The 12,113-nt window shown below is 67.4% G+C and carries 10 protein-coding genes and 1 pseudogene; 7 read left to right on the forward strand and 4 right to left on the reverse strand.

All coding sequences use genetic code 11. The annotated features are described in order from the left end of the window. Positions 1-6: 6 nt before the first annotated feature. Positions 7-645 carry a hydrolase gene (locus O1Q03_RS28090; RefSeq protein ID WP_098549143.1) on the reverse strand — a complete coding sequence of 213 codons (639 nt, stop codon included), beginning with the start codon at positions 643-645 and terminating at the stop codon, positions 7-9. A gap of 389 nt (positions 646-1,034) precedes the next feature. Further along, positions 1,035-1,772 carry a GntR family transcriptional regulator gene (locus O1Q03_RS28095; RefSeq protein ID WP_269507352.1) on the reverse strand — a complete coding sequence of 246 codons (738 nt, stop codon included), beginning with the start codon at positions 1,770-1,772 and terminating at the stop codon, positions 1,035-1,037. A 159-nt stretch (positions 1,773-1,931) separates the two neighbouring features. On the opposite strand from O1Q03_RS28095, the gene O1Q03_RS28100 reads away from it, so the two are divergent. The 5 genes from O1Q03_RS28100 (at position 1,932) to O1Q03_RS28120 (ending at position 8,074) form a co-directional block, all read left to right on the forward strand. Further along, on the forward strand, positions 1,932-2,783 hold the full coding sequence (locus O1Q03_RS28100; RefSeq protein WP_269507295.1) for a fumarylacetoacetate hydrolase family protein: 852 nt from the start codon (positions 1,932-1,934) through the stop codon (positions 2,781-2,783). A gap of 42 nt (positions 2,784-2,825) precedes the next feature. Next, positions 2,826-4,616 carry an FAD-dependent monooxygenase gene (locus O1Q03_RS28105; protein ID WP_269507296.1) on the forward strand — a complete coding sequence of 597 codons (1,791 nt, stop codon included), beginning with the start codon at positions 2,826-2,828 and terminating at the stop codon, positions 4,614-4,616. An 11-nt stretch (positions 4,617-4,627) separates the two neighbouring features. Continuing rightward, positions 4,628-5,569, forward strand: coding sequence for a VOC family protein (locus tag O1Q03_RS28110; protein WP_269507297.1), 942 nt, complete (start codon positions 4,628-4,630; stop codon positions 5,567-5,569). 122 nt (positions 5,570-5,691) lie between these two features. Next, the gene (locus tag O1Q03_RS28115; protein ID WP_269507298.1) at positions 5,692-6,789 is read left to right on the forward strand and encodes a porin; all 1,098 of its coding nucleotides are present in this window, start codon (positions 5,692-5,694) and stop codon (positions 6,787-6,789) included. 34 nt (positions 6,790-6,823) lie between these two features. Beyond that, positions 6,824-8,074 (forward strand): MFS transporter, encoded by a 1,251-nt coding sequence (locus O1Q03_RS28120; RefSeq protein WP_269507299.1) that lies wholly within the window; start codon positions 6,824-6,826, stop codon positions 8,072-8,074. Positions 8,075-8,471: 397 nt separating this feature from the next. Here O1Q03_RS28120 and O1Q03_RS28125 read toward each other — a convergent pair. Together O1Q03_RS28125 and O1Q03_RS28130 are read right to left on the reverse strand one after the other, a co-directional pair. Further along, positions 8,472-9,779 (reverse strand): annotated as a pseudogene (locus O1Q03_RS28125) (ATP-binding protein); the annotation flags it as partial. Further along, positions 9,780-10,505, reverse strand: coding sequence for a response regulator (locus O1Q03_RS28130; RefSeq protein WP_269507300.1), 726 nt, complete (start codon positions 10,503-10,505; stop codon positions 9,780-9,782). A 247-nt stretch (positions 10,506-10,752) separates the two neighbouring features. On the opposite strand from O1Q03_RS28130, the gene O1Q03_RS28135 reads away from it, so the two are divergent. Beyond that, a complete protein-coding gene (locus O1Q03_RS28135) occupies positions 10,753-11,499 on the forward strand; it encodes a MipA/OmpV family protein (protein WP_269507301.1) in 747 nt (248 codons plus the stop codon). Between the two features lie 276 nt (positions 11,500-11,775). Continuing rightward, positions 11,776-12,108, forward strand: coding sequence for a hypothetical protein (locus O1Q03_RS28140; RefSeq protein WP_269507302.1), 333 nt, complete (start codon positions 11,776-11,778; stop codon positions 12,106-12,108). Positions 12,109-12,113: the final 5 nt, after the last annotated feature.

Genomic DNA, 12,113 nt, shown 5'->3' on the forward strand with positions numbered 1-12,113 from the left:
CGCGAATCAGCTCTTGTCGTACGAGAACTGGATGCCCGCGGTGCCGCCGGTCTGGATGAACAGGTCGATGAACGCGGGGACGGTTGCGCTGCGCGCCCAGTCGCGCTGCAGTTCGCAGAACAACTGCGCGACGCTGATCATCTGGCCGCCGGCCTGCTCGATGCGGCGCAGCGCGGCTTCGTGCGCGGCCACCGACGTGCCGCCGACCGCGTCGACGACCACGTAGACCTCGTAGCCGGCCTTCAGCGCGTCGAGCGCGGGGAAGGTCAGGCACGCTTCGGTCCACAGCGCGGTCATGATGAGTTTCTTGCGGCCGGTGGCTTCGACGGCCTTGCGGAACTCGACGTCTTCCCACGAGTTGATGCTGGTGCGGTCGTAGGTCGGATAGCCTTCGAGCGCGGCGCGCAGCTGCGGGATCGGCGGCTTGTTCAGGCCGGTCTTCACGTTGACGGTCGAATGGACGATCGGCAGGCCGTACGCGACGGCGGCTTTCGATGCGCCGACGATGTTGTTGATCAGCAGCTGCCGATCCATCGACGCGATGGAGTTCACCTGGACCGGCTGGTAGTCGATGACGATGAACGCCGCGTTCTGCGGGGTGAGCAGGTGGTCGTTCGCGGGATCGCGAATCGGTTCGCTTGCCATGGTTCTCTCCAGATCAAGGTGGTGGGAGGCTGGGGATCGCGATCGCGCCGCCCGTCGTGCGGGCGCGATGCGATTCTGCTGCAGTGCGGTGCCGCGACGATCGGGTCGCGACGTTCGACGGCCACATCGACACGGTCCGCGCCTGGCGATTCGCCGGGTTCGGGTACCGGCGAGTGTCGTCAGCTTATGCGATTCGGGGTGCGGTGCGTAGCGCACGCGGACAGAACATAGTGTTCTCGTTCATCGAACGGAATATGCGCGCGAACGGGCGAACATGCCGATAACATGGGCGGCATGCTCAGGACGACTGATGGGTGTGAAGGCGACTGGCGTCGCGAATGCGCCGCTCGATCCGGCGGTGCGGATCGGTGATGAACGGAATGCGCGGCTTAGCGTCGCGCGCGCGTCTTGCTGGCGCTACGCATGGCCGGCGGTGCGCCGTCGGCGGGCGCGGTGTCTTCGAGCACGAGCTGGGCGGTGACGGCGAAATGCTGGCGCAGCAGTTCGCACGCGCGATCGGCGTCGCGGGCAATGACGGCCTTGACGATTTCTCCGTGTTCGTGGCCGACGTCCCGTTCGCCCGCGTGCTGGCTGCGCAGCGACTGATGGCGGTAGCGGGCCGTCTGCGTGCGCAGCGTCGCGGCGAAATGCTTGAGCCATTTCGAGCGGCAGCCGGCCAGCAGCGTCGCGTGGAAATGGTCATGCGCGCGTTCCCACTCCGGGTTCATCCGCGGCGGCTCGTCGACGACGGTCGGCAGGGTGTTCACCAGATGGAACGCCGCGAGCACCGATGCTTCCCATTCGAGGCTGCCGCTGTCGATCGCATCGCGTAGCGCTTCGGACTCGATGCATTGCCGCACGGACGTGATGTCTTCGAGATCCTCGCGCGAGACGGGCGTGACGCGAAAGCCGCGCTGGTCCTCCGCCTCGACGAAACCGCTCATCGCGAGCCGCGACACGGCCTCGCGCAGCGGGATCACGCCGGCCTGATAGCGGTCGGCCAGTTCCCGGATCTTCAGCTTGGAGCCGGGCGCGAGCGCGCCCGACACGATGTCGCGAAGAATGGTGTCGGCCAGTACCGACGCCATGGTGCGCGAGCCGCTGGCGGTTGCGTCGTCAAACGTCATGTCCACGAATGTTTCCCTCCTGATGGCGAAATTATATGCAGAACGTGGGGACGTATGCACATCCGAGGGTAAACATGCAAAGACGAAAATATATATATTTTCTAAATTTGTATCTAAATCGCGGCCAGCCCGGCGGCGACCCCTTGAACTGGAGATGTCATGCGTTACGTGAACTTTTCGGCTGATGGCCGCAAGCGGATGCTCGGCGTGCAGCGCGGCTCGACCATCGTGTCGCTCGGCGACACGACGCTCGAGCGGTTGCTCGCGAGCGGTATCGATCTCGTCGACTTCGCCGAGCGCCACGCGGCGGCCGGCCCGACCTTTCACGTGGACGAAGTGACGTGGCTGCCGCCGCTCGCGCGGCCCGGCAAGATCATCTGCGTCGGCCTGAACTACGCCGACCACACGAAAGAAAGCCCGTACGAACAGCCTTCCTATCCGACCCTGTTCCCGCGCTTCACGACGAGCCTGATCGGGCACGACGCACCGATGATCCGGCCGCGCGTGTCGGATTCGCTCGACTTCGAAGGCGAGTTGGCCGTCGTGCTGAAGCACGGCGGCCGTCATGTGCCGAAGGCGCGCGCGCTCGACTGCGTGGCCGGCTACTCGGTGTTCAACGACGGGTCGGTGCGCGAGTACCAGTTCAAGGCGCCGCAATGGACGGTCGGCAAGAACTTCGACGGCACCGGCGCATTCGGGCCCGCGCTCGTCACGGCCGACGAGCTGCCGGCGGGCGGCGCCGGCCTGCAACTGCAAACGCGGCTGAACGGCAAGGTGGTGCAGTCGGCGAACACCAGCGACATGCTGTTCGACGTCGCGACGCTGATCGCGATCGTCAGCGAGGCGATCACGCTGGAGGCGGGCGACGTGATCGTCAGCGGCACGCCGGCCGGTATCGGGTGGGCGCGCGAACCGAAGCTGATCATGCGCGACGGCGACGTGTGCGAGGTCGAGATCGAAGGGCTCGGCACCCTGCGCAACACGGTGCGCGACGAGGGCGCGGCGCAGTGAACGCCGGCTGCTGAACGAACCCATCAAGAGACTGAGGAAGACATGAGACAGATTCGAGTTCCGGTACTGGTGGTCGGCGCAGGGCCGGCCGGGCTGACGAGCGCGGCGCTGCTCGCGAAATACGGCGTCGACGTGCTGGCGATCACGCGCTATCCGGGCACCGCGCATTCGCCGCGCGCGCACATCACGAACCAGCGCACGGTCGAGGTGTTCCGCGACCTGGGCATCGAGGAACGCGTGCGTGCGCTCGCGACGCCGAACGAGCTGATGACGAACAACGTGTGGGCGACGAGCTTCGCCGATCGCGAGATCGCACGGCTGCAGGCGTGGGGCACGGGCACGCGGCGCAAGGCCGATTACGACGCGGCGAGCCCGTCGCAGATGTGCAATGCGCCGCAGCATCTCCTCGAACCGGTGATTCTCGGTGCGGCCCGCGAGTACGGCGCGCGCATCCTGTTCAACACCGAACTCGTGTCGATTCGTCAGACGGAAGACGCGGTGATTTCGCGGCTCGTCGACGTCGTCACGCGCGAGGAGATCGAAGTGATCTCCGACTATGCGATCGGCGCGGACGGCGCGCAGAGCATCGTGGTCAAGCAACTGGGCTTCGAGCTGGACGGCGAAATGGGGCTCGGCTGCGCGGTGAACTGCTGGCTCGAAGTCGACCTCGCGAAATACACCGCGCACCGCCCGGGCGTGCTGTACTGGATGAGCCAGCCGGGCAGCGACTACTGGGTCGGCAGCGGCACGTACATCTGCGTGCGGCCGTGGAACGAGTGGGTGCTGCTGTTCATGTACAACCCGAAGGACGGCGAACCCGACCTGAGCCACGAAGCGGTGATCGCGCGGGCGCGCGCGACGATCGGCGACCCCGACATTCCGATCCGCGTGAAGGCCGTATCGAAATGGACGATCAACCGGATGGTTGCGCGCAACCTGGTGAAGGGGCGCGTCGCGATTGCGGGCGACGCCGCGCACCGCCATCCGCCGGCGAACGGGCTCGGCTCCAATACGTCGGTGCAGGACGCGTTCAACCTCGCGTGGAAGCTCGCGATGATCGTGAAGGGGCAGGCATCGCCCGCATTGCTGCAGACCTATTCGGACGAACGGCAGCCGGTGGCCGAGGCGGTCGTCGATCGTGCGATCAAATCGGTCGGCGAGATGCTGCCGATCGCGAAGGCGCTCGGGTTCTCCGAAGGGCAGAGCGTGGAAGCGGGCTGGGCGTCGCTCGACGGGCTGTTCGCCGAGGACGACACAGGCCGCAAGCGTCGCAAGGCGCTCGCCGACGCGGTCGAACTGCAGAACTATCAGTTCAACTGCCACGGTGTCGAACTCGGGCAGCACTACACGTCGTCCGCGATCGTGCGCGACGGCGCGACATTCCCGCTTCCGTCGCGCGACCCGGAGCTTTACTATCATCCGACGACGACGCCCGGCGCATCGATTCCGCACGCGTGGATCCAGCACGACGGCGCACAGGTGTCGACGCTCGATCTCGTCGGCAACGGCGCGTTCACGGTGCTGACCGGGGCCGGCGGACGCGCGTGGCTCGATGCGGCGAAGCAGGTCGGCGACGAGTTCGGCGTCGAGATCCGCGCGGTGGCGATCGAGCAGGGCACGTCGACCTTCGACGTGTACGGCGACTGGGCGCGACAGCGCGAGATCGAGGATCACGGTTGCGTGCTGGTGCGGCCGGACCGCTTCATCGCATGGCGTTCGGAAGCGCTGGCGGACGATCCGGTCGGCGCGCTGCGGCGCGTGCTTGCGCGGATTCTCGGTGGCGTGCCGCGGGCCCGCGCGGAGGTCGACGTGGCCGCACTGGCCGAAGCTTGACGGAGGTCGGAATGACGACTGCGACAAGGAAGCGGGCACCGTTCGGTATCCATAGCATCGACCATTTCGCGCTGGACGTGCCGAGTCTCGCGGAGGCCCGTCGTTTCGTGACGGCGTTCGGGTTCGACGTCGACGCGAGCGGGCACGAATTGCGGCTGCGTACGCAAGCCGGCGGCCACGTATGGGCGACGCTGCGCGAGGGGCCGCGCAAGCGGCTCGCGTATCTGTCGCTGAACTGCTTCGCCGACGATTTCGAGCCGCTGCGCGCGCAGATTCTCGATGCAGGCGGCCGTGCGGCGACGCCGCCCGAAGGCCATTCGCCGGATGACGGCTTCTGGTTCGAGGATCCCGACGGCAACCTGATGCAGCTGCAGGCCGGCGCGAAAACCACGCCGGGATGCAAGCCGGCTGCGCAGCGCGCGACCGCGATCCGGCCGCAGCGCGGCGCGCTGTTTCGCGGCGACGCGCCGGTCGTGCATCCGGCGCGACTGTCGCACGTGCTGATGTTCACGCCGGACATCGGCCGCGCGACCGCGTTCTACGAGCAGGCACTGGGGCTTTCGTTGTCCGACGGCGCCGCCGGCATCGTGGCGTTTCTGCACGCACGCCACGGCAGCGACCATCATCTGATCGCGTTCGCGCAGGGCAGCGCGAAGGGCTGGCATCACAGCGCATGGGACGTGCCGGCCGTCGACGACGTCGGGCTCGGCAAGATGCAGATGCAGCGGGCCGGTTACGTGGAAGGCTGGGGCGTCGGTCGTCACGTGCTGGGCTCGAACTACTTCCAGTACGTGCGAGATCCGTGGGGCTCGTTCTGGGAATACTCGGCCGACATCGATTATGTCGGCGCGGGAGTCGAGTGGCCGGTCGGCGACCACCCGCCGGAGGATTCGCTGTATCTCTGGGGGCCGGACGTGCCGAGCTACTTCTTCGAGAACACCGAAGCCGCCTGATCCTCATCAGATGCCGCCGGCCCGCGCCGGCGCGCTTTTTGCGCCGGACTCGACGGTCCGGCGTTCCGGAATTTCATTCTCGTCACATCAATCAGTATAACGAATGATCATTGGAGATCAGGATGGTCGGCAAAAAGACCTGTGCAATCGGGCTGCTGGCGCTCGGACATGCGTGCGCGGCGAGCGCGCAAAGCAGCGTCACGCTGTTCGGCTTGCTCGATGCAGGCGTGAGCTACGTCAGCAATGAAGGCGGTCACGGCGTCGTCAAATTCGACGACGGCATTTTCACGCCGAGCCTCGTCGGGCTGCGCGGCAGCGAGGACGTCGGCAGCGGCACGCGCGTGATTTTTCAGCTCGTCAGCCAGATCGCGATCGGCTCCGGCGCGACGATCGGCGACGGGCTGTTTGCGCGCACCGCGTTCGTCGGCGTGCAAAACGATCGCTACGGCACGATCACGCTCGGCAATCAGTACGAGTTCATGGCCGATACGCTGTTCTTCGGCGGCGTCGATGCGGCGCGCGACGTGGGCGGCCTCTATAACCTGCGCAACGGCCCGTTCCAGAAGCTCGCGCTGCCGGGCAATCCGACCGGCGCATTCGACTGGGACCGGATGGCCGGCAGCCAGCGCGTCGCGAACGCGGTGAAGTACGTGAGCCCCGTGATCGGCGGATTCAAATTCGGTGCGCTGTACGGCATCGGCGGCGTGCCCGGCAGCATCGGCGCGAACAACACGGTGAGCGTCGGCGCGGACTATTCGATCGGAACGTTCGGTGCGGCGGCCGCCTATACGAACGAGAAATACGGCGCGCAAACGGGCGCGGCTTCGACCAGCGTGCGGAACTGGGGCGCCGGCCTGCGCTACGGCTTCGGCGCGGTCAACCTGAGCGCGCTGTTTACGACGGTGCGCAACGCGGCGTCGGGCGGCGCTGCGTGGATGAGCGAACTGGGCGGCACGTGGAAGCTGACGAACGCGCTGACGCTGGGCGCGGACTACATGTACATGAAGGGCAACGCGACGCTCGACGACAACCATGCGCATCAGCTCACGGCCACCGTTCAGTACCGCCTGTCGAAGCGGACGATGGTCTATGCGAGCGGCGCGTGGCAGCGCGCGAACAGCGGCGCGCACGCGCAGATCAACGGCGTGCTGGACCCGGACGGCGCATCGTCCGGCGCCACCCAGGCGCTTGCACGCATCGGCATGCATACCGTGTTCTGACCGCGCAATCATGCGCACCTCGTGGAGAAACCAGATGAACAACGCACGCGTGTCCAGTCCGGACACCTCGTACGAATGGAAGATCGTCGCGCTGCTCGCGCTCGGATTCGGGCTCGTCGGTGTCGATCGTTTCATGATCATGCCGCTCTTTCCCGTGATGATGCGGGACCTCGATCTCGACTATCAGGATCTCGGCCACATCACGGCGGCGCTGTCGGTCGCGTGGGGTATTTCCGCGCTCGTGACCGGCAACCTGTCCGATCGCTTCGGCCATCGCAAGGTCATCATTCCGGCGATGCTCGCGTTCTCGCTGCTGGCCTGCGCGAGCGGGCTCGCATGGGGCGTGGGCAGCCTGATGGCGATCCGCGCGGTAATGGGCTTCGCCGAAGGGGCATACACGCCGTCGAGCATCACCGCGACGCTCGATGCGTCGGCTCCGGCGCGTCACGGCCGCAACGTCGGCATCCAGCAGGCGGCGCTACCGCTGCTCGGGCTCGGCATCGCGCCGATCGTCGTCACGCAACTGATGCGTTTCGTGCCGTGGCACTGGATCTTCGCGATGGTCGCGCTGCCGGGGCTCGTCGTCTGCGTGCTGACGTGGAAGGTGCTGCGCGATACCAGCGCCGAGCGTGCGGCCGCACATACGGACGCGGGCGACGCAGGCAGCCATCGGTGGCGCGACGTGCTGCGCTACCGGAACGTGCCGCTCTGCTTCGTCGGGATGCTGTGCTGGTTGACCTGCCTGATCGTGCTGAGCGCGCTGCTGCCGAACTACCTGACCGACTATCTGCATCTCGGCCTGCAGCAAATGGGCTTCGTGCTGTCCGCGACCGGCATCGGCGGCACGCTCGGCGGGATCGCGATGCCCGCGCTGTCCGACCGGATCGGACGCCGGCCCGTGATGGTGCTGTCGGTGATCGGCGCATTCGTATCGCTGTGGGCGTTCTCGCGCACGGGCGCCGATCCGGTCGCGCTGTTCGCCGGGCTGCTGGCGACGATCTTCTTCGTGTTCGCGATGATCACGCTGACGGTCGGGCCGATCAGCGCGGAAGCCGTGCCCGCGCAGCTGATGACCACCGCGTCCGGGCTCGTGATCGGCGTCGGCGAGATCTTCGGTGGCGGTATCGCACCGTCGGTTGCAGGCTACGTCGCGAAGCATTTCGGCATCCAGTACATCATGCAGCTCGGCATGGGGGCGCTGGTGCTCGGCCTGATCGTCGCGCTGTCGCTGAAGGAAACCGCGCCGGCGCGACTCGCGCGTACGGTCGCGCTGGCCGAATCGTGAGCGCCGGTCGTTACGGCTGATACGGCTGGTCTGGCGGCTGCGGCGGACCGTAGCGATCGTCCGTGCGTGCGAAGGTGACGATCTCGACGCGGCGATCGGGCTGCAGGCACGCCACCAGACTGTCGTGCGATGGGTTGTCGCTGCAATGGGTGATCGGATCCTGCTCGCCGAGTACAGGCCCCGAGAACGTTGTGGCCGTTGAGACGCGGGCGCGAGGTGTTCGTCGTCGCATCGTTCGCGACCGGTGGCAATCGCACCACCGCGCCACCGCACCACCGCGCCGGCGTCTATCGAAGCGCTGAAGCCGCTTGTGCGCTGCCGGCCTGCCCGCGTGCCGTGCTCGCCGGCGCATCGCTTGTGCGCTGCCGGCCTGCCCGCGTGCCGTGCTCGCCGGCGCATCGCCCAGGAAGTCCGGCAACGTGCGTGCCGGCAGCGACATCACGAAGCGTGCGCCACCGAGCGGAGAGTCCTCGAGCCGCACGTCGCCGCCGTGCACCAGCGCGACGCGCCGCACGATCGCGAGCCCGAGACCGAACCCGCCCGTCTGGCGGTCGCGGCTCGAATCGAGCCGCTGGAACGGTTCGAACACGCGCGCGCGCTCGGCGACCGGAATGCCGGGGCCGTCGTCGTCGACGCTCACGATCAGCGCGCCGGATGCATCGCTCGCCGCGGACAGCCGCACCGTGCGCGACGCATAGCGTGTGCCGTTGCGGATCAGGTTCAGCAGCGCACGGGCGACGAGTTTCGGGTCGCAGACGTGTATGGCGGGCGCGCCGGTCGTCGATACGCCGAGCGTGAGGCCGCGATCGGCGATATCGTTCGCGACGTTGCCGGCGACGCTGTCGATCAGCGCATCGACGACGACCTCCATCGGCGCGAGTTCGCTCGCGCCTTGCTCGAGCCGCCCGATCGTCAGCAGCTCGGTGACCAGCTCGTCGAGTTCGCGCACATCGCGCCGCAACGCGTCGCGGCGTTCGCGCATCCGGCCGCTGTCATCCGACTCGGCGAGCAGCGCGAGCCCGAATTCGAGGCGGGCGAGCGGCGTCTTCAGCTCGTGCGAGATCCCGTGCATCATCTCGCGCTGCTGCTTGATCGACGCCTCGATGCGCTGGGCCATGTCGTTGAACTGCTGTGACAGCTCGTAGATGTTCGAGCGGCCCGACAGCTTCACGCGCGTCGACAGATTGCCGGCGCCGAACGCGTGCGCGGCGGCTTGCAGCCGGCGCAGGTCGCGCCAGTGGTACGAGATCCACAGCACGACCGCCAGCAGCGCGGCGAGTGCGAGCAGCAGGTATGCATAGATCTTGATGTCGAGGTCGAACGGCTGCATCGGGCGCGCGTGCAGCACGGAGCCGTCCGCGAGCGGCATGTAGTAGTCCTGGCCGTCGTAGCTGATCGCGATCCTGCCGTCCTGGAGGTCGCGCAGCGGCGCGCCGGTCAGTTGCGCGCGGGCGTCTGCCATCGTCATGAAGTCGAAGCCTTCATTGCCGTGCTTCGCGAGTTCGCGCAACGCGAGCGCGCGCTGCGCGCCGGGATGGCGTTCGAGATAGTCGTTCAGCACGAATGCGTAGGTCGTCAGCGAGTCGCGCTGTGCCTGCGCTGCGCGTTCGTAGAAGATCCGGTCGAACGAGATCTGGATGAACGCGATCGATGCGGCGACGCACAGGATCACGATGAGGTACAGCCTGATCAACGGGCGCAGCATTTATTCGTCCCACGCGGAAGGGCTGAACAGGTAGCCGCGGCCCCAGATCGTCTTGATCTTGTGCGGCTCCGATGATGCATCCTCGAAGCGGCGCCGCAGCTTCGAGATGCCGGAATCGACCGAGCGGTCGAGCCCGTCGAACTCGATCCCGCGCAACTGTTTCAGGATGTCGTCGCGGCTCAGCACGGTGCCGGCGGCGCGCGCGAGGATCAGCAGCAGATTGAATTCGGCCGTCTTCAGGTCGACCGGCTCGCCGCGCCACGTAACGGTGCGGTTCGGCGGCGAGATCGTCAGCTCGCCGAAGACCAGCGCCTCGGGCGCGACGCGGGCCGCGTCCGGCGCGGCCGGCTGCGCACGGCGCAGCAGCGCGCGGGCGCGCGCCACCAGCACGCGCGGTTCGATCGGCTTCGTCACGTAGTCGTCGGCGCCGGTTTCGAGGCCGGCGACCTGGTCGTACACGTCTGCGCGGGCGGTCAGGATCAGCACCGGGACGTTGGTGAACGCGCGAATGCGGCGGCACACTTCCATCCCGTCGAGATTCGGCAGCATCAGGTCGAGGATCACGAGCGCGGGCTCGTGCTCGCGCACCGCGGCGACGGCCAGGTCGCCGCGCCGCACGACCGTCACTGCGAATTCATAGCTGTCGAGGTATTCGCGTACGAGTTGCGCGAGACGGTCGTCGTCCTCGATCAGCAGTACGCGGTATTTGAGCGGATTGTCGTTCATGGTCTCTTCGAAACGCGCGCGTCGTCTCACACCCGGACAGGCGGGCGCGCGGCGCGGCACGCGAATTTTATCCGGCGTTCCGGCGGCCCGGGCAGCAGCGCCACAATCGCGAACAATCGAACACAATTGGGCACAGATTCTCCGCAGATTCCGGACAGTCCCGGCGCGCGGCGGCACCTAGACTTCGGGCTTCCGTCACTTTTATCTCACTATTGTGCGCTCAACCCTTCGCCGCTCACGTTATTGCATGCCGCTCGCCGGCCTGGCCCTCGCCGCCGCCGCCCACGCGGAAAACCAGTATTCGATTTCGCTCGGCGGCGGGGTCGCGCCGCGTTATCCGGGCAGCAGCCAGTATCGCGGCGTCGTCGCGCCGGGGCTCGCCGCGAAGTTCGGCAACGGCTTCTTCATCGACAGCACCGAGGGCGCCGGCTACCGGCTGGACCTGCCGCACGGCGTGTTCGTGTCGGCGGCGGTGAACTACGATCCGGGTCGCGCGGACGAGAACCGCTTCGACCTGCCGGGTTCCGACTACCTGAAGGGGATGGGCCGCATTCCGGGCTCGGTGCTCGTCGGCGTGCGGGCAGGGGTCACGCTGTTCAATGCGGCCGAGCTGAGCGTCGCGATCGATACGCCGGTGACGCACACGTCGCATGGCGTGTCGGGCCATGTCGACCTCGCGGTGCCCGTGTTCAAGACCGCACAACACGAGATCATCGTGACGGGCAGCGTGCACGCCGGCACCGGGCGCTATACGCAGACGTTCTATGGCGTGACCGATGCGCAGTCGATGACGAGCCGCTTCCGCCCGTATTCGACGAGCGGCGGGATCGACAGCGCGACGATGTCGGTCGCGTGGAACTGGAACGTGTCACGGCACTGGGCGGTGCTCGCGACCGGCGGCGTGACGCGGCTGCTCGGACGCTATGGCGACAGCCCGATCGTCCAGACGCGCAGCAACTACTACGGGATGGCAGGCGCGACCTACAAGTTCTGAGCAGGCTGCCGGCGCGCATGTCGCACGCACTGCGTGGGCGTCGGCGCAGCGCCGTCGTCGCGAATCGCGTGCGGTAACATGCAGGCGGATCCGGCGTCGCGCCGGGCCTGCAACGCAGGCGCGCGGAAGCGGATCGAGCGCGTCGCGCCATGCCGCGCTCCAGCGGCCGCCCTCCGTCAGGACACGGCCGGCGTGCGCGGCGCCACTCACGCATGCGATGCCCGGCCGTGCATGAATGCCGCACAGCGACCGCCGGGACGCGACAGGGAGAAATCGATGAAGCACACGATCGCGCTGCTCGCCGCACTCGTTGCGAGCGCAACCTTTGCAGGATGTGCGGACATGAATACGCAACACCCCAACGCGACGGCCGGCGGTGCGGCACCGATCGGCGTTCCGGCGGGCACGAAGGCGTGCAAGGCGGACGCCGCGCCCGACGACGCGCTGATCGGCAAGACCGAGGCCGACGCGGCCGCGCTGCTCGACGGCTGCCTGTGGCGCGTGCTCGAGCGCGACGGCCAGTCGCTGCCGGGCACGATGGACTATCGGATGGAGCGCCGCGATCTCGGTATTCGCGACGGGAAGGTGATCTGGGTGCGGCGCGGGTGACGAGG

The organism is Burkholderia sp. IMCC1007, from assembly GCF_027257875.1.
GTDB lineage: Bacteria > Pseudomonadota > Gammaproteobacteria > Burkholderiales > Burkholderiaceae > Burkholderia.